This is a genomic window from Massilia sp. Root418, assembly GCF_001425265.1.
Lineage (GTDB): Bacteria > Pseudomonadota > Gammaproteobacteria > Burkholderiales > Burkholderiaceae_D > Rugamonas.
The window spans coordinates 649,585-667,278 of the sequence record NZ_LMEC01000001.1; the positions used below are offsets into that span (position 1 = coordinate 649,585).

The window sequence follows — 17,694 nt, forward strand, 5'->3', positions numbered from 1 at the left end:
CGGCTCTCCTTGGACATTGGACACTTTGTCCTACCCACGGGGCGGACCGTTGTACAACTAATAAGCGAGACAAGGAATATGGCCACGACGACAACATTCAACGGCGATCTTCCCGCCGAACATCCATCGCGTCAAACCAGTCAAGGGGCGCGCAACATCAATGCCAGGGATGGCCATATCGAACCCGGAGAGATCGCAATCGGGGTGGTGATAGGCCGGGCATCCGAATACTTCGACTTCTTCGTCTACGCCATTGCCTCGGTGCTGGTCTTCCCGCAGGTCTTCTTCCCCTTCGAAAGCCGCCTCGACGGCACACTCTACTCCTTTGTCATTTTCTCGTTCGCGTTTATCGCCCGTCCGCTCGGTTCGGTGTTGTTTATGGCGCTGCAGCGGCATTTCGGCCGCGAAGCCAAGCTGACCGCCGCCCTGTTCTTATTAGGCAGCTCCACCGCCGGCATCGCCTTCCTGCCCGAATACGCGGACTGGGGCATGACCGCGCTGGTCATGCTGGCCGTGCTGCGCATCGGGCAGGGCATCGCCCAGGGCGGCTCCTGGGACGGCCTGCCCTCGCTGCTGGCGCTGAGCGCGCCGCAGAACAAGCGCGGCTGGTACGCCATGCTGGGCCAGCTGGGCGCCCCGGTCGGCTTCATCCTGGCGGCCGGCCTGTTCTCCTTCCTGCTGTCCGCGCTGAGCACGCTGGAATTCCTGGACTGGGGTTGGCGCTACCCCTTCTACGTGGCTTTCGCCATCAACGTGGTGGCCCTGTTCGCCCGCCTGCGCCTGGTATCCACCACCGAGTACACCAAGCTGCTTGACGAGCACGAGCTGGACCCGACCCCGGTGATGGAACTGGCCCGCTCGCAAGGCCGCAACGTGCTGATCGGCGCGCTGGCTGCGCTGGCCAGCTACGCGCTGTTCCACCTGGTGACGGTGTTCCCGCTGTCCTGGATCAACCTTTACTCGACCCGCTCGCTGCCCGACTTCCTGGGGTTGCAGATGGTGGGCGCGCTGCTCGCCGCCGGCGGCATCGTCGCCTCCGGCCTGCTGGCGGACCGCTTCGGCCGCCGCACCACGCTGGGCACCCTGGCGGCGCTGATCGCCGTGTTCAGCGGCTTCGTGCCGATGCTGATGGACGGCGGCGAAACCGGCCAGAACATCTTCCTGATGGTGGGCTTCCTGCTGCTGGGCCTGTCCTACGGCCAGGCCGCCGGCGCCGTGACGGCCAATTTCCAGACCAAGTACCGCTACACCGGCGCCGCGCTGACGTCCGACCTGGCCTGGCTGGTGGGCGCCGGCTTCGCCCCGCTGGTGGCGCTGGGCCTGTCGGCCAACTTCGGCCTGGCCTACGTCAGCCTGTACCTGCTGTCCGGCGCGGTCGGCTCCCTTGCCGCCCTGAGCCTGAACCGCGCGCTGGAAATCCGCGACTAAGCGCGCTAGGCCAGCACATCGGCTGGCACATCGGCGGGCCCCCGGCGCAAGCTGCGGGCCCGCTTTGCATTAGGAACAGCCATGTCACAAACTGCCATGTCATCCGACGACTTGCGGCGCATTGCCGACTACGTCATGCCGGCCATGGCCGTGCGGCCGTCCGATCTCGGCTTTCTCTTCGGCACCCGCCACGGCGTGCCCGAGTTTTGCCAGGCGGCGCACGGGTTGTGGGCGCGCGGCATGTTCGGCCGCCTGCTGATCTCCGGCGGGCGGACCGGCTCGTCGCCGCTGGCCGAGGCGGACCTGATCGCCGAGCAACTGGTGCGGCTGGGGATGCCTGCATCCGCCCTCATCCTGGAGACTGCCGCGATGAATACCGGGGAGAACGTCCGCTTCGGCCGCGCGCGGGTGGCCGAGACGACGGACCTGGCAGCGGTCCGCAGCGTGCTGGTGATCGGGAAAATCTGCTCGGCACGGCGCTATCTGATGACCATGCGGCGCCACTGGCCTGGACCGACCCTGTCGATTTCCCCCGTCAATTACTTCGGCGTGCCTGCCGAACGCTGGCACGAGCACGACGAATTCCGCGCCCGGGTGCTCGGCGAGTTCGACAAGATTCCGCGCTACCTGGCGGCAGGCTTTCTTGAAGAGATAGACGGCAGCGCGCCGCCCGGGATTTAGTGCAGGTGGGCGTTGCGGCGCACGGCGTTCCCGCTGAGCACGCGCAGAATGGTCTGCGGGTCGACGGAATGCGCCAACAGATAGGCCCAGGCATTCGCGGCGCCCTGGGCGGCATCGATCCGCCGGGCTTCCTCGATCACCTTTGCCAGGTCGTGGTTGTTTCTTTTGCAGCTGCTCATTTTGGACTAACTCCCTCGGGCTGCCTACGGAGCTGGGTAGGCATGTGCGTGTTCGGCACGGAGGACGCGCTGCGGTTTGGGCGCTTTCTGCACTGCTTTGAACAATGCTGGAAATAGTAGCACGCGCCCATCGAAGGTGTTAGTACCATTTGGCTATTTAGTATTGCTCAGTGCGGCTGGCAGCCGCGCCAGCAGCAAATCCGCCACACCCACGGCCGACGCCGGGTTCTGGCCGGTGATCAATTCACGGTCGGCCACCACGTGCGGGGCCCAATTCGGGCCGCTGCTGTACCTGCCGCCGGCCCCCTCCAGCGCGGTCTGCGGCGTGAGTTTCATCACGCCACCCTTCAGATAGCCCTTGCCGGCTTCCTCTTCCGCGTTGCTGATCACGGTCATGCGGTAGCCCGCGTAAATCCAGCCCGTGCCAGCCGCCCTGGCGCCCGATTCCAGCCTGGCCACGAAGGTCTCCGGCTGCGCCAGCGCCGCCACCAGCGCGGCCGGACCGTGGCAGACCAGCGCAGTCGGCTTGCCAGCATCGTGGAAGTAGGCCAGCACGCGGCCCACGGCCGGGCTGCGGATCAGGTCCTGCATGGGCGCATGCCCGCCGGGAATGTAGACCGCATCGTACTGCGCATAGCCGCCCTGCTCCACGCGCGCCAGGCTCACTACCGGCGAGGCGGCCGGCGAGGTGAGTTTCAGTTTTTCCAGCAGCGCCAGGTGTTCCTGCATGGCTGCGTCGCCGCCGAACAGCGCGGCATCCAGTGAATTGCGGTCCACGGTGGGCGCCTTGCCCAACGGCGTGGCGAAAGTGATGCTGTGGCCGGCGTCCAGCAACTTCTTCACGGGCTGCATCAGCTCGTTGGCGTAGAAGCCGGTGTCATAGACGCGCTGGTCGCGCAACTCCAGTTGGGCCGCATCGGACAACACCACCAGCACGTTGGCGGCATGCGCGCCGGCGGCGGAAAGGGCGAACACAGCGGCGGCGGCAGCGGTGCGGACGAACGGTTTCATGCGGTACTCCTTGTATGCGTGGTTGATAGCCGCTACTCTATTCCGATCGATGCAGACATTAAACAACCAGAACTGCATTTCATTTGTTCGCGAAAGAGCACAATGCCACGCCAATTCGACTATCTGGGCGACGTGGAAGTCTTCCTCGCCATTGCCGACAAGGGCACCATCAGCGCCGCAGCCGTCGCGCTGGGCACCACTGCGTCCGTGCTGAGCCGGGCCGTGGCGCGCCTGGAAGCGCGTCTCGGCGTGCAGCTGATGCGCCGCACCACCCGCCGCCTGAGCCTCACTGACGCGGGCAGGTCCTACCTGGACCAGTCGCGCCACGCCTTCGCCATGATGGCCGACGCCGAGCGCTCCATGCGCGACCAGGGCGGCGAACTGTCCGGGACCGTGCGCCTGAGCGCGCCCACCACCTACGGCCACTACCGCCTGCCGCGCCTGCTGCAGGCATTCATGGAGCAGCATCCCGGGGTGATGGTGGAGTTGAGCATCGCCAACCGCAACGTGGACCTGGTGCAGGAGGGCTACGACATGGCGATCCGCCAGGGCGCCCTGCCCGACAGCGGCCTGATAGCCCGCCCGCTGGAAGACGCGCAGCTGTGCCTGGTGGCGGCACCGGCCTACCTGGCCCGCGCCGGCGCGCCGGCCACGATTGCCGACCTGGCCGGGCACGCCTGCCTGCCGTTCACCATGCCCAGCACTGGCAAGACCGCCCCATGGCAGCTGCGCGACGGCGGCCAGGACGTGGACTGGGTACCCGCCGCGCGCATGCGCATCATGGACGACGTGCTGGGTGTGGTCACGCTGGCGCAGCAGGGGTTCGGCATCTGCCAGACTTACCGTTTCATCGCCGAGGAACGCCTGCGCAGCGGCCAGCTGGCCCCGGTGCTGCCGCAGCACTGGGGCCGCAGCCGGCCGTTCTCGCTGATCTATTCGCCGCACCGCAGCCTGTCCGCCGCCTGCCGCGCGCTGATCGACGCCATCACGGGGCAAGCAGTTCCATCTCGAGAAGCCGTTGTAACTTAGCAGAAAAGCCATGTTGCCAGCGGTCTACAGCGGCACATTTCTGTCCACCGCACGGCACGGCTATGCTTTAGAATCACTGGCTTCCGCGTGTTGCATGAATATCCACATCTGCACGCCCTATAAAACGATCAGGGACCATGAGACATGATTGACGACGGGAAGAATGAACTGAAGCGCGGCCTGAAGAGCCGGCACATCCAGCTGATCGCGCTGGGCGGCGCCATCGGCACCGGGCTGTTCCTGGGCATTGCGCAAACCATCCAGATGGCAGGCCCCTCGGTGCTGCTGGGCTACGCAGTGGCGGGCTTTATCGCCTTCCTGATCATGCGCCAGCTGGGCGAGATGGTAGTGGACGAGCCGGTGGCCGGCTCCTTCGCCTACTTCGCCGACAAATACTGCGGCAACATGGCCGGCTTCGTCGCTGGCTGGAACTACTGGGTGCTGTATGTGCTGGTCAGCATGGCCGAGCTGACGGCGGTCGGCATCTACGTGCAGTACTGGTGGCCCGCCATTCCGACCTGGGTGTCGGCACTGGCCTTCTTCGTCATCATCAACAGCATCAGCCTGGCCAACGTGAAAGCATTCGGCGAGATGGAGTTCTGGTTCGCCATCATCAAGGTGGTGGCCATCGTCGCCATGATCGGCTTCGGCGTCTACCTGCTAGTGTCCGGCACGGCAGGCCCGGAGGCCACGGTGGCCAACCTGTGGCAGCACGGCGGCTTCTTCCCGAACGGGATTTCCGGCCTGGTGATGGCCATGGCGGTGATCATGTTCTCCTTCGGCGGGCTGGAACTGGTGGGCATCACTGCCGCCGAGGCCGCCAATCCGTCCGACACCATTCCGAAGGCCACCAACCAGGCCATCTACCGCATCCTCATCTTCTACATCGGCGCACTGGGCGTGCTGCTGTCGCTGTACCCATGGACCAAGGTGGTGACCGGCGGCAGCCCCTTCGTGCTGATCTTCCACGCGCTGAACAGCGACGTGGTGGCCAACGTGCTCAATATCGTGGTGCTCACGGCGGCGCTGTCGGTGTATAACAGCTGCGTCTACTGCAACAGCCGCATGCTGTTCGGCCTGGCCAAACAAGGCAACGCGCCGCGCTCGCTGCTCACCGTCAACAAGCGCGGCGTGCCGCTGGCGGCGCTGGGCGTGTCGGCCCTGGCCACCGGCATTTGCGTGGTGGTGAACTACTTCCTGCCGGGTAAAGCCTTCGGTATGCTGATGGGCCTGGTAGTCTCGGCACTGATCATCAACTGGGGCATGATCAGCTGGATTCACCTGCGCTTCCGCGCGCAGAAACAGCTGGAAGGCAAAGTCACCGGCTTCCGCAGCCTGGGCTACCCGCTCACCAACTACCTGTGCCTTGCCTTCCTGGCCGCCATCCTGGTGGTGATGTACCTGACGCCGGACCTGCGCCTGTCGGTCTACCTGATTCCGGCCTGGCTGCTGGTGCTGGGCGTGGGTTACTGGAGCAAGCAGCGCGGCACGCAGGCAGTGAACGCCTGATCGCTGCCGCAAGGCGCGCGGCGGGCAACGGGGCTGGCGGCATAAGCATATGATTAAGCTGTCGCTAGCCTTAGAAGACAGGATGACCCGCCATCCGTTACAATGCCGCCTACGCTACTAATTTTATACGGCGCCGTCCCCCTGCTCAGCCGATTGCCAAGCAAACGCCCATCTGCTCGGGGCCTGGTGCTTTCACTTTTTAGTCAATCGGGATCAGACAATGAGCAACATGAACGAGGAGAAGGTTTTAAGCGTGCACCACTGGACGGACACCCTGTTCTCCTTTACCACCACGCGTGACCCGGCTCTGCGCTTCTCCAACGGCCACTTCACCATGATCGGCCTGCGCGTCGACGGCAAGCCGCTGCTGCGCGCCTACAGCATCGCCAGCGCCAATTATGAAGATCACCTGGAATTCTTCAGCATCAAGGTCCCCGGCGGCCCGCTGACTTCGCGCCTGCAGCACCTGCAAGTAGGCGACACCGTGATCGTCGGCCGCAAGCCGACCGGCACCCTGGTGTCGGACTATCTGCTGCCTGGCAAGCGCCTGTACATGCTGTCGACCGGCACCGGCCTGGCGCCGTTCCTGAGCATCGTGCGCGATCCCGAGATCTACGAAAAGTTCGACCAGCTGATCCTGGTGCACGGCGTGCGCCAAGTGGACGAACTGGCCTACCACGATATGCTGGTGGAGCACCTGCCCAACCACGAGTTCCTGGGCGAGCTGGTGACCAGCAAGCTGCGCTACTACCCGACCGTTACCCGTGAAGAGTACAAGAACATGGGCCGCGTCACCGCGCTGATCGAGAGCGGCAAGCTGTTCGAAGACCTAGGCGTGCCGCAGCTGAATCCGGAAGAAGACCGCGTGATGATCTGCGGTAGTTCGGACATGCTGCGCGACCTGAAGGAAATGCTGGAAGCGCGCGGCTTCAAGGAAGGCAACACCTCCACGCCGGGCGACTTCGTCATCGAACGCGCCTTCGCAGAGAAGTAATCCGTAGCAGCCTGCATTGCAGGCCTGCCTGCACGCTGCCGCCAGCCCCTGCCGCCCTCGCGCCGCAGGGGCTTTTGTCATGCAGCGCCGGCGATGGCGCGCTGCAGTTCGGCGATGCCGGCCGGCTTGGTCAGGTGCAGGTCGAAGCCGGCGGACTCGGCGCGCCGCTTGTCGTCCGCCTGGCCGTAGCCGGTGAGCGCGATCAGCCGCAACGGATGCCGGCTGCGTGACCGCAGCGCAGCGGCCAGCTGGTAACCGCTCATGTCCGGCAGGCCGATGTCGATGATGGCCACTTCCGGCTGGTCCGCCGCGAAGCTGTCCAGCGCCGCGCAGGCGCTGTGCACCGCCGCCACCGCGTGCCCGCTCAATTCCAGCAGATCCTGCAAGCCCCTGGCGGCGTCCTGGTTGTCGTCCACCACCAGGATCTTGCGGCGCGCGGGCGCGTCCAGCTCATCGTCGGCTGCCGTCTCCTCCGCAGGCGCGGCCATGGCCGGCAGCAGCACTTCAAAGGTGCTGCCCCGCTCCCGCCCTGCGCTGCTGGCGCCGATGCGCCCGCCGTGGCGCTCCACGATGTTGCGCGCAATGGCCAGGCCCAGGCCCAGCCCGCCTGCAGCCCGCGCCAGCGGCTGCGGCGCCTGGTAGAAGGGCTCGAAAATATGTTCCAGCATGTCCGGCAGCATGCCCATGCCGTGGTCGCGCACCTGCAGGCGCGCGCGTCCGCCCTGCTCTTCCAGCGTCACCAGGATGGCGCCGTCGCCGCCGAAGCGCACCGCGTTCGACAGCAGATTGGTCACCACCTGCACCAGCCGGCTCTCGTCCCCCATCACCCACACGCTGTCCGGCATGCGCACGGCAATGGCGGGGCCGCGCTGCTTGGCGGCGTTGGCGGCGTCCACCGCCTGCGCCACCACCTGGCACAGGTTGACCGGCGCCAGCACCAGCTCCAGCTTGCCGCGCGTGATGCGCGACACGTCCAGCAGGTCGTCCACCAGCCGTTTCAGGTGTACCACCTGGCGCCGCATTACGTCGCGCTCGCGCTGGTACACGCCCTGCTCGCGCGCAGACATCAGGTCCAGCGCACTGACAATGGGGCTGAGCGGATTGCGCAACTCATGGCCCAGCACGGCCAGGAAATCATCCTTGGCGCGGCTGGCGCTTTCCGCGCGCGCCAGCGCCTCTTCCTGCGACTTCAGGGCTTGTTCGAGCGACTCCAGCAGCCGGCCGCGCTCCTGTTCGTGCACGGTGCGCTGGTGGGCTGCCGCTTCCAGCGCCAGCCCCATCAGGTTCACTTCATAGATACCGGACGGCGCCAGCTGCACCGGCTCGCCGCGCCCCAGGCGCACGGCCTGCTCCTGCATCGCCACCATCGCGCTCACCACGCGCCGCGCGATCAGCGCCGCCAGGCCGGTACATAGCAGCAGCGACGCGATGATGGCGCCGGCGTATACCGCCACGCTTTGCGCCAGCATCCCGTTCAGCGCCCGGGTCGGCGCGCCTACCGCCACCGTCCAGCCATAGCGCGACACGCGCGTATAGGCCGAGACCACTTCCACGTTTTCCAGGGTGCGCGTGACGCCCACGCCCTCTATCTGGCCGCTCAGCATGAGCTGCTGCAAGCTGGGACTGGCGTTGGTGCCGATGGTGCGCTCATGGTCCAGCGATCTGGCCACCCGCAGGCCGCTGCTGTCGTGTACCGAAATCACCCAGCCTTCCGGGTTGCGCTGGCGCTGCACCAGCCTGAGGATGCGGCTGGGCTGGATGGCTGCGGTCAGCACATAGAGATTGTTCTCGTCGTCGGTGACCGGTACCCGCACCGGGAAGGCGGGCGCCGGCGCCTGGCCCTGCGCAATGCGGCCGATCACCGGCTGGCGCAGCGCCATGGCGCGCTGCAGGCTGTCCGGATCGATCACCAGGCCGTCCTGCGAGCCGAAAGGCAGCAAGGTCTTGAACACGACGGCGCCGTTGGCGTCGGTGAGCACCACGCTGGTCCAGTCGGGCTGGGTGCGTACCTGCTCCTTGGCGAATTCATAGAAAGTGCGCATGTCGCCGCTGCCCAGCGCGGGCGTGCGCGCCATGGTGCGCAGCGTGCCGACCCAGCCGTCCAGTTCCGCGTCCACCGCGCTGGAGAGCGCGCGCGACAAGTCCAGCATCGAGCGTTCCAGCTCGCGCCGCTGGTGGTCGGCCGTCATCTTGACGCCCCAGGCGCCAATCAGGATCAAAGGCAGGAAGCCGATCGCGGTCAGCAGCACCAGCAAGTGGCGCAGCCGGACCGGGACGCGGGGCTGGACTAACATTTCACGAGTGGGACTACTCCGGCATGGCCAGGCGCGGCGCGAAGTAGCAGGCACCCGCGTTGCGCTCCAGGATGGTACGGTCCAGCACGTCGATCACGCCGCGGCGGCACTGGATGGCGCCCTCGGCCTGCAGCTTGGCGGCGCTGGCGGTGATGCTCTCGCGGCGCACGCCCAGCAGGTTGGCGATGTTTTCCTGGGTGGCCTTCAACTCGCTGCCGATGGAACGGTCCAGGCGCTCCAGCAGCCAGCGGCACAGTTTCTGGTCGATGCTGCTGTGGCGGCTGCTGACCACGTTCTGGGCCAGCTGGGTAAACATGCTGCTGGTGTAGCGCATCAGCTGCTGGGCCAGCATGCCGCCCTCGGAGAACATGCCGCGCAGCGCCTCGGCGTGCAGGCGGTAGCCGTAGCCCGCGCCCGTCACCACGGCGGTGTTGCTGGCGCGCTCGCCGCGGTAGACCGCCACCCCGGCCACGCCTTCGCGGCCCACCACGGCGATCTCGGTGGTGGCGCCTTCCTCGTTAATATATTGCAAAGAAACGATGGCATTGGTCGGGAAGTAGCAGTACTCCAGCTCGTCGCCGAAGTCGTACAGGCACTGGCCGGGCTTGAGCGGCACCAGGTCCATGTGCGCAAACAGGCGTTCCAGGTCCGCTTCCGGCAGCGCGCGCAGCAGCTCGTTCTGGCGGGCGCCGGCCAGCGACATGGCGGGCGCGGCGGTGGTGCGGCGCGGCGCCGGGGTGGCGGGAATGAGGTTGGGGGCAGTTGCAAACATGGGACACCTGATCTGTTGTTGTTTTCTTCAGGCTCTACTTTAAAAGTTATGACAACTCAGCAGTATCGGAGTAGAAGATCGCCGCGTGTAGTACATCAGCAGGCGAAAATGTCATCTTATTCCTACGTAATGCGAGGTAACGCACATTCAGCGCTTTCGGGCTCGCCGATAATGGACCCATGGCAGCGCACCGCCCAACTACTGTTCGACGACTCCAGATGGACAACTACTCCCAAGCCCTGTACGCCCTGAAACGCCAGAAACTCGCTGTCGAGCGCACGCTCGGCGCCAGGTCGAATGAAGAATGCGTAGTTGCGTCGCGCTGGGTCAGCGCATGGCAGAAGCTGGTCCAGGCCAGGCTGGACCGCACCCCGGCCGCCCCGGCAGCCGCCCCCAGCCGCTATGTGGACCGCGCCGGCCGCCTGCTGCACTGACTCGCCACTCCCCCGCTCCAACTCCCTGTCATTGCCATGGTGCCAACAAGGCACCGTGTGCTAGTATGCGGCAGCGTCCAGCCATGATCTGGCCAGGCCGCCATACTTAAAAAAATCTCAAGACAGAGACCCATTGGAGAAACACGATAGTGAGCATCTTTCGAACCAAGAATCTAGACGACATGGTCGCCGCCAGCCGCAAGCCGGGTGGCCTGGCCAAAGTACTCGGCCCCTTCGACCTCATCCTGATGGGCATCGGCGCCATCGTCGGCACCGGCATCTTCGTGCTGACCGGCACCGGCGCCCTGACCGCCGGACCGGCCCTGACCATCTCCTTCGTGATTGCCGCCATTGCCTGCGGCTTCGCCGCCCTCTGTTACGCTGAATTTGCTTCCTCGGTGCCGGTGGCCGGCTCCATCTACACCTACAGCTACGCCACGCTGGGCGAAGTGGTGGCCTGGATGATAGGCTGGGACTTGCTGCTCGAATACGGCCTGGCCACGTCCGCCGTGTCGGTCGGCTGGTCCGGCTACCTGCAGTCGCTGGTGGCCAGCGTCGGCTACCGCCTGCCGGTCGAGCTGACCGCCGCGCCTGGCGCCGTGCCCGGCGTCAGCACCTGGTTCAACCTGCCCGCGCTGCTCATCATGCTGGTGCTGACGGCCATGCTGTCGCTGGGCGTGCGCGAATCGGCGCGGGTCAACAACATCATGGTGGCCATCAAGATCGGCGTGGTGCTGCTGTTCATCGCGGTCGGCGTAGGCCACGTGGAGCCAAGCAACTGGCGCCCCTACGCCCCCTTCGGCGCCACCGGCATCATGAGCGCGGCCGCGCTGGTGTTCTTCGCCTTCATCGGCTTCGACGCGGTGACCTCTGCCGCCGAGGAAGTCAAGCGCCCCGAGCGCGACTTGCCTATCGGCATTATCGGTTCCCTGGCCGCCTGCGCCGTGCTGTACGTGGTGGTGTCGGCCATCATGACCGGCATCGTGCCTTACCAGAAATTCCTCGGCGTCGACCATCCGGTCACGCTGGCGCTGGAATACGCAGGCGAAAACTGGGTGGCGCGCTTCGTCAACCTGGGCGCCATCCTCGGCATGACCACCGTGATCCTGGTGATGGCCTACGGCCAGACCCGCATCATCTTCGCCATGTCGCGCGACGGCCTGCTGCCGAAAAAACTGTCCGAAGTGCACCCAAAGCACCACACGCCCTTCTTCGCCACGTGGATGGTGGGCCTGATCTTTGGCGGCATCGCCGCACTGGTGCCGCTGAACGTGCTGACCGAGCTGATCAACATCGGCACGCTGGCCGCCTTCTGCCTGGTGTCCGTGGCCGTGATCGTGCTGCGCAAGAAGCGCCCGGACCTGCACCGCGCCTTCCGCTGCCCCGGCGTGCCGGTGATCCCCGCGCTGGCCGTGGTGATGTGCCTGGCGCTGATGAGCTTCCTGGCCTGGTTCACCTGGATGGCCTTCCTGGTATGGCTGGCAATCGGGCTGGTGGTGTACTTCGGCTACGCGCGCCACCATTCCGTGCTGAACAAGGCGCCGCCTGCCGGCGTCCCTGCCAAATAGCAGAGCGCCGCAAATCCGGCGATGGCTTATGATGGCGTTTTAGTTAACCCATAAGCCGGAGCCGGACATGATAGAAGGAAAAACCCTGCGCAGCGACCTGCAACACCTGTCGCGCGCGCTCAGGACGCTGCACAAAGCCCTGCTCGACGTGGAAACGCAATACTTCGGCAACGTCGGCAGTGCCCTGGAGCACCTGCAGCTCGTCACCAGCCACCCGCATTTCGCCTGGCTGCAGAAACTATCCGGCGTCATCAGCTCGCTGGACGAATGCCTGGACGACGAAGAAGCCCTGGTGGTGGACCTGGAATGCCGTTTCCGCGCCGAGGTTGAAGGCCTGGTCGGCCCCCTGCCGGCCACCGACGACGACTTCCGCCAGCGCTACAACGCCATGCTGCACGACTCCCCGGAAGTCGCCATGGCGCACGGCGCACTGCGCAAGGTGCTGGCGCAACTCCCAGCCGCCCCGCGCGACTGAGCGCGACTGAGCGCGGATAAGCGCGGCCCAGCGCCGCGCCCCCCGTCCGCCCTCCGGCTCAGCGCGCGCTGGCCATCTCCGGCGCCCAGTGGAAGGACACCTCCCGTGGGCCGCGCCCCACGTTCGCGGACCGTACCTGCTGCCGGCCGTCCACGCTGGCCACGATGCGGTAGCTGCCCGGCGGCAGCTTCGCATAGACCAGGGGGCCGGCATCGGGCACTTCCAGCACGGTGCGGCCCTGGCGGTCGCGCACGGTCAGCGCCACGCCGGCCCGCAACTCGCCGTCGCGGTCCGCAAACGTCAGCAGCAGGTTGTACTGGTCGCGCTGCGTCTTCATTTCCTCGCGCTGTTCCGAGCCTACGCCGCCCGTAAGGTACTCTGCCTCCTGCGCAGAGGCCAAGGCGCTGCTGAGCGTGAGCACAGCTGCCAGCGCAGCGCGCGCTGCATACCGATAAGTGTAGGAATTCATCGCGTCCTCCTTGCCATATGGATGGCTCAGGGTAGCGCCTGGGCAGCAGGCTTTCTGTACGCTAGCCCTCAGAGGCGCGTGCCCGCCTCACAGCCAGATCGCCAAGGCTGAATAGACAGTCAACGCAATCATGGTGATGCAGAAGACTTTTTGCCAGAACGCATCGGCCAGGAAGCGGCGCAGCAAGGCGCCCGCCCCGGCCCAGGCTGAAATGCAAGGCAGGTTCACCGCGCAGAACACCAGGCAGTACACGCCGATTGCCAGCGACACCGGCGTCAGCTGCGGCAGGAAGGCCGCGCCGCCTGTGATGGCCATGAACCAGGCTTTCGGGTTGGCGAACTGGAACACGGCCGCGCCCACGAAGCCCATGGGCCGGTGCGCCTGCTCGGCCTCGCGGTCAAAACGCATGGCGCGCATCTGCCAGGCCAGGTACAGCAGATAAGCCGAACCGCCCACCTTCAGCAGCGCCTGCATGGCCGGCAGCGCCATCACCAGCGTGCCGATGCCCGCCGCGCAAATCGCCAGCAGCACGCCAAAACCGATGGTAATGCCCAGCATGTGCGGGATGGAACGGCGGAAGCCGAACCAGATGCCGGACGAGGCCAGCATGATGTTGTTGGGACCAGGCGTGATGGACGCAACAAAGGCGAACGTCATCAGCGGGGCCAGCGGCAGCAGCATGTCCATGGGGTGCTCCTTATGAAGTTGCCCCCATGCTAACGCAAAGATCCAATACAGTACCGATACACTTCTCCTGAAAGGTAACTAAACTGTGCTGGCCTCCCTGCCGGTACAAGGCGGCTCGTCTTCTTCGTTGGACGCGATCAAACCCCAGCCGAGCTGGCGCCGGATTTCCGGCATCGACGGCGGCGGGCACTGCTGCGCCTGCCGGGCTTCCATGTACTGCCGAATCTGTTCCTTGCTCGGCTGTTGCTGCTGTGCCATCACTGTCTCCTGATCCACATAAACTGCAGATTTCATCTTAGGAGCCCGGCGCATATCTTACCAATTCTTAATTTCTTATAAGCGATATCGATATGGATATCTATTAAAGCGCCGCTGCTACCGTGCAGCGTGTACGCGGCTCGGCGCCAGGCCGCGCGGCCCGCCGGTACAGCGTTACCGCTGCGCCGGGCGCCGCATAAACAGGCACGTACCCCGCCGTGGCGCGCCGCACTTCTGCGCGCAGAGTGGCGGTGGCGGAGGTCAGCGGGCCCCACTGCAGCACGTAATCCACCGCCTGTCCGCTGACCTGCTCATAGCCCGCGATATCGACACGCTCCACAGCCATGGCCTGCTGCTGCGGCAGCCAGTGAAACAGCAGCGCCTGCGTATCCTTCCCAGGCCTGAACTGCACAGGATAGACCTTCAGGCGCGCCAAATAGTTGAACAGCACCACTCTGTCGCCGCCCAGTTCCAAACGGGTGGCCGCCTGAAAAAACGGGTGATATTTGGGCGGCGAGGCCATGCCGTCGGCCCACGCGCCTGCCTCGTCCAACACCAGCGGCAGCACCGTGCAATGGCGCCCCACCAGGCGCTCCACCTCCGCCATCGGCGCCAGCTGCTGCTTGATCCGATGCTGGCGCCACGTGCCGCCGGCGATGAGCGCCAGCGACGCAGCCACCGCCAGCCCGGCCAGCGCGCGCCGCACGCGGGAAGGCGGGCGCAGGCAAGCCATGCACAGCAAGCCCGCAAAATAGGGGAACATCTGCATGCGGCGGAAATGCGTCCAGCCACCGCCCATGGTGTCCGGGAATGCCAGGGCCAGCGCCAGCAGCGCCACAAACAGCGTCAGCGCTGATTGACTGCGGGGCACGCCGCGCTTCGCGGCCGGCCCCGTCACGCGCCTTGCAGGCCAGGCGCGGACGCAGCGCAAGGCCAGCAAGCCCACGCTGGCCAGGATGGCGGCGGCCAGCGCCGGGGCCAGATAGCGGTCCATCGGCGTGTGCTGCAGATTCAGCGGCGACAAGGTGGCAAAGCTCTTGAGCCGCTGCCCCAGCGGCGCACCGAAGGCAAGCCCAGCCACGGACGCGCCGCTGGAGGTCAGCGCCCCCAATACCACCAGCGGCAGTGGCGACAGCAGCACCGCGACGTGCCGGGCATGGGAGTGCAAGGCTTGGCCCAGCCCCGTCCGTCCCGTGCGCCAGGCGGCGGCAAGGGACAGCGCAGTCATCGCGGCCAACGCCAGCACGGCCGCCAGGAAGCCGGCGGCGTGCGAAAAGTAGGTGACATACAAGGCCGAGATGGGCGCTGCTGTGCGCCACGCGCCGGGCCGCTTCTGCATCCACAGCAGCGCGGCCATGCTTAGCAGAAATCCCGCCACCGACAGGCAATAGTTGTACAGCCCCAGGAAAAACAGCTGGTGCAGGCCCAGCGGAAAAGCGAACAGTGCAACCCAGGCATGGCGCCGCTGGAATTGCCATACCAGCGCCGCCATGCCGCCAACCGGCCCCAGCAGGCAAACGAGCTGGACCACCGCCTCCGCTGCTTCCGGCCCCATGGCTCTCAGCAGCACCGCGATCAGCCCGTACACCGCCAGGTTGGGATGAAGCGCGCCGTTGCGCTCATAGTGCTGCGCCTGCAGCGTGCCCGCTTCCGGCAAGGCGCCCAGCATGCGGCCGAAGCTCATGTGGACCGGACCGTCGTTGGTGGCGAAGGGCAGCACATACAGCACCGCGCCTGCGTAGACCAGGCTCAGCAATGCCATCACCCAGCGCAAAGACATCCACTGCCTTGCCAGCATAGCAGCCTCCCGTGCAGTACGCACTCGCCAACGGCGCGATATGGCTAATCTAACATGGTTAATATTTGATTACTCATTCACCTTAGTAATAACAGGCATCGAGATTTGCAATTGGATTTATATGTTGCACCGCACTATCATGACTACATCGACACTCAAGCAGGAGAAACCACCATGAATTTCTCGCCCTACACCCCATACGGCATCAGCCCGACCACCAGCCCATCGCGCGCCGAAGTTCGCCGCTGGACCCGCTTCCTCAAAGCCAAGCTGCGCAAGATTATCGAGCACATGGGCAAGCCCTACATGGACGGCTACCCGCCGGCCTAAGCGTCAAGCTGCAACGAAGCTGCAACGAAGCCGCATCAATGCCGTGCCCAGGCGGGCCGCCCACGCTGCCCGCCTGACCTTCCCGCCTCAGTTCTCCGCTTCAGTCCCGCCTCGCCCCGCCGCATTTCCCGTCCAGTAATTAGCCATCGCCCCGTCCCGCGCAGAAATCATGCATCGCCACAGTTGACGACCAGCGCCAAATGGTTCAACATCGCAAAATGGTAGCGCTATTCATTTCGGGTGGCGCACTGATAACGATAATACGAGACGACATGACAAGCACCGCAGACAGCGCCACCGCCAAGCTGGGGACGATGGAGAAAATCGGCTATAGCCTGGGCGACCTGGCTGCCAACCTGATCTTCCAGACCCTGCTCACCTTCATCGCCTTCTTCTACACGGACGTGGCGAAAATCGCCCCCAACGCCGCTGCCAGCATCATCTTCATCGGCGGCCTGGTGGGCGCCTGTTTCAACCCCATCATGGGCCTGATCGCCGACCGCACCGTCACGCGCTGGGGCAAGTTCCGCCCGTGGATACTGTGGACCTCCATCCCCTTCGGCCTGGTCGCCATCCTCGCCTTCAGCGTGCCCGACCTCGGCCACCAGGGCAAAGTCATCTATGCCACGCTCACCTACGTGCTCCTGATGCTGATCTACTCCGCCAACAACCTGCCCTACTCCGCCCTGAGCGGCGTGCTCACCGGCAGCATGGAGCAGCGCAACAGCCTGTCCGCCTACCGCTTCGTGGCCGTGATGGTGGCGCAGTTCATCATCCAGGTGCTGTTGCTGCCGCTGGTGCTCATCCTGGGCGGCGGCGACAAGGTGCAAGGCTTCCAGAACACCATGATCATCTTCGCAGTGGCCGGCACCCTGTGCTTCCTGGTGACCTTTTTCACCACCCGCGAGCGCATCGTGCCCACTGCCGAGCAGCGCTCCAGCATCCGCCAGGACATCGTCGACCTGCTCGGCAACCGTCCATGGGTGGTCATGCTGGTGCTGACCATCCTGGTGTTCATCACGCTGGCGCTCAAGGGCGGCATGTACATCTTCTACTTCAAGACCTACCTGGATGAAGCCTCGCTGGCGGCCTTCCTGCGCGACGTCGGCTTCATCGGCTTCATCAACGGCCTCAACTCCGTGCTCACCAGCGTCGGCCTGACCAAGTTCCAGTGGCCGGAAGACGCCGCCACCTCCGGCTTCAGCCTGTTCAACGCCGCCGGCATCCTCATGATGATCATCGGTATCGGCTTCTCCAAGCCGCTGGCCGACCGCTACGGCAAGCGCGACGTGTTCGGCGCCGCGCTGCTGGTGTCCACGCTGTTCATGCTGGCCTTCTACTTCTACGCGCCCAGCTCCATCGGCCTGGTGTTCATCTCGCAAACCCTGCACGGCTTCTTCTACGGCATCACCATTCCCCTGCTGTGGGCCATGATCGCCGACGTGGCCGACTACTCCGAATGGAAAAACAACCGCCGCGCCACCGCGCTGCTGTTCTCGGCCATGATCTTCGGCCTGAAAGCAGGCCTCAGCATCGGCGGCGCGCTGGTGGCGGCACTGCTGTCCATGATCGGCTACGACGCGATGCAGGCGGTGCAGCCGGAATCGGTGGCGGTCGGCATCAAGCTCTCCGTCAGCATTTACGCCTCCATTCCCTTCCTGCTCGGCGTGGCCAGCCTGGTGTTCTACGACATCAGGAAATCCACCGAGCGCACCATCGAACAAGAACTGGGCCTGCGCCGCGCAGCCGCCCAGCGCTAACATCCACCACGGACCAGG

The 17,694-nt window shown here is 65.4% G+C and carries 18 protein-coding genes; 10 read left to right on the forward strand and 8 right to left on the reverse strand.

What is annotated here, in order from left to right; translation table 11 throughout:
- Positions 1-78 precede the first annotated feature (78 nt).
- Both ASC94_RS02645 and ASC94_RS02650 read left to right on the forward strand, forming a co-directional pair.
- Entirely contained in the window at positions 79-1,428 is a 1,350-nt protein-coding gene (locus tag ASC94_RS02645; RefSeq protein WP_056390320.1) for an MFS transporter, read from the forward strand.
- 81 nt (positions 1,429-1,509) lie between these two features.
- The gene (locus ASC94_RS02650) at positions 1,510-2,109 is read left to right on the forward strand and encodes a YdcF family protein (protein WP_229417147.1); all 600 of its coding nucleotides are present in this window, start codon (positions 1,510-1,512) and stop codon (positions 2,107-2,109) included.
- Here the strand turns inward: ASC94_RS02650 and ASC94_RS02655 are convergent.
- Together ASC94_RS02655 and ASC94_RS02660 are read right to left on the reverse strand one after the other, a co-directional pair.
- Positions 2,106-2,288, reverse strand: a complete 183-nt coding sequence (locus ASC94_RS02655; protein WP_056390325.1) for a hypothetical protein — start codon at positions 2,286-2,288, stop codon at positions 2,106-2,108. The genes ASC94_RS02650 and ASC94_RS02655 overlap by 4 nt on opposite strands.
- Positions 2,289-2,441: 153 nt before the next feature.
- Positions 2,442-3,299, reverse strand: coding sequence for a type 1 glutamine amidotransferase domain-containing protein (locus ASC94_RS02660; protein WP_056390327.1), 858 nt, complete (start codon positions 3,297-3,299; stop codon positions 2,442-2,444).
- A 102-nt stretch (positions 3,300-3,401) separates the two neighbouring features.
- Between ASC94_RS02660 and ASC94_RS02665 the strand changes: the two genes are divergently transcribed.
- The 3 genes from ASC94_RS02665 to ASC94_RS02675 all read left to right on the forward strand — a co-directional run bounded on the left by ASC94_RS02665 (position 3,402) and on the right by ASC94_RS02675 (position 6,831).
- Positions 3,402-4,328, forward strand: coding sequence for a LysR family transcriptional regulator (locus ASC94_RS02665; RefSeq protein ID WP_056390329.1), 927 nt, complete (start codon positions 3,402-3,404; stop codon positions 4,326-4,328).
- 144 nt (positions 4,329-4,472) lie between these two features.
- Positions 4,473-5,837: an amino acid permease gene (locus ASC94_RS02670; RefSeq protein WP_056390332.1), complete on the forward strand. Its 1,365-nt coding sequence runs from the start codon at positions 4,473-4,475 to the stop codon at positions 5,835-5,837.
- Between the two features lie 220 nt (positions 5,838-6,057).
- The gene (locus ASC94_RS02675) at positions 6,058-6,831 is read left to right on the forward strand and encodes a ferredoxin--NADP reductase (RefSeq protein WP_056390335.1); all 774 of its coding nucleotides are present in this window, start codon (positions 6,058-6,060) and stop codon (positions 6,829-6,831) included.
- 77 nt (positions 6,832-6,908) lie between these two features.
- Here ASC94_RS02675 and ASC94_RS02680 read toward each other — a convergent pair whose 3' ends face one another.
- Both ASC94_RS02680 and ASC94_RS02685 read right to left on the reverse strand, forming a co-directional pair.
- Positions 6,909-9,125 (reverse strand): ATP-binding protein, encoded by a 2,217-nt coding sequence (locus ASC94_RS02680; RefSeq protein ID WP_056390338.1) that lies wholly within the window; start codon positions 9,123-9,125, stop codon positions 6,909-6,911.
- 13 nt (positions 9,126-9,138) lie between these two features.
- Positions 9,139-9,897 carry a Crp/Fnr family transcriptional regulator gene (locus tag ASC94_RS02685; protein WP_056390342.1) on the reverse strand — a complete coding sequence of 253 codons (759 nt, stop codon included), beginning with the start codon at positions 9,895-9,897 and terminating at the stop codon, positions 9,139-9,141.
- Positions 9,898-10,115: 218 nt separating this feature from the next.
- Here ASC94_RS02685 and ASC94_RS02690 point away from each other — a divergent pair, with 218 nt between their 5' ends.
- From ASC94_RS02690 to ASC94_RS02700, 3 genes are all read left to right on the forward strand, one after another.
- Positions 10,116-10,331 (forward strand): hypothetical protein, encoded by a 216-nt coding sequence (locus tag ASC94_RS02690; RefSeq protein WP_056390345.1) that lies wholly within the window; start codon positions 10,116-10,118, stop codon positions 10,329-10,331.
- A 149-nt stretch (positions 10,332-10,480) separates the two neighbouring features.
- Positions 10,481-11,899, forward strand: a complete 1,419-nt coding sequence (locus ASC94_RS02695; protein WP_056390348.1) for an amino acid permease — start codon at positions 10,481-10,483, stop codon at positions 11,897-11,899.
- Between the two features lie 67 nt (positions 11,900-11,966).
- Positions 11,967-12,374 (forward strand): hypothetical protein, encoded by a 408-nt coding sequence (locus ASC94_RS02700; protein WP_056390352.1) that lies wholly within the window; start codon positions 11,967-11,969, stop codon positions 12,372-12,374.
- Positions 12,375-12,432: 58 nt separating this feature from the next.
- Here ASC94_RS02700 and ASC94_RS02705 read toward each other — a convergent pair whose 3' ends face one another.
- From ASC94_RS02705 to ASC94_RS02720, 4 genes are all read right to left on the reverse strand, one after another.
- Positions 12,433-12,843: a hypothetical protein gene (locus ASC94_RS02705; RefSeq protein WP_056390355.1), complete on the reverse strand. Its 411-nt coding sequence runs from the start codon at positions 12,841-12,843 to the stop codon at positions 12,433-12,435.
- 87 nt (positions 12,844-12,930) lie between these two features.
- A complete protein-coding gene (locus tag ASC94_RS02710; RefSeq protein WP_056392056.1) occupies positions 12,931-13,524 on the reverse strand; it encodes a LysE family translocator in 594 nt (197 codons plus the stop codon).
- Between the two features lie 84 nt (positions 13,525-13,608).
- On the reverse strand, positions 13,609-13,788 hold the full coding sequence (locus ASC94_RS02715; protein ID WP_056390358.1) for a hypothetical protein: 180 nt from the start codon (positions 13,786-13,788) through the stop codon (positions 13,609-13,611).
- A 103-nt stretch (positions 13,789-13,891) separates the two neighbouring features.
- Positions 13,892-15,550 carry a hypothetical protein gene (locus ASC94_RS02720; RefSeq protein ID WP_157201253.1) on the reverse strand — a complete coding sequence of 553 codons (1,659 nt, stop codon included), beginning with the start codon at positions 15,548-15,550 and terminating at the stop codon, positions 13,892-13,894.
- Positions 15,551-15,760: 210 nt separating this feature from the next.
- Here ASC94_RS02720 and ASC94_RS32240 point away from each other — a divergent pair, with 210 nt between their 5' ends.
- Positions 15,761-15,916 carry a hypothetical protein gene (locus ASC94_RS32240; protein ID WP_157201254.1) on the forward strand — a complete coding sequence of 52 codons (156 nt, stop codon included), beginning with the start codon at positions 15,761-15,763 and terminating at the stop codon, positions 15,914-15,916.
- A 272-nt stretch (positions 15,917-16,188) separates the two neighbouring features.
- Positions 16,189-17,676 (forward strand): MFS transporter, encoded by a 1,488-nt coding sequence (locus tag ASC94_RS02725; protein ID WP_056390363.1) that lies wholly within the window; start codon positions 16,189-16,191, stop codon positions 17,674-17,676.
- Positions 17,677-17,694 lie beyond the last annotated feature (18 nt).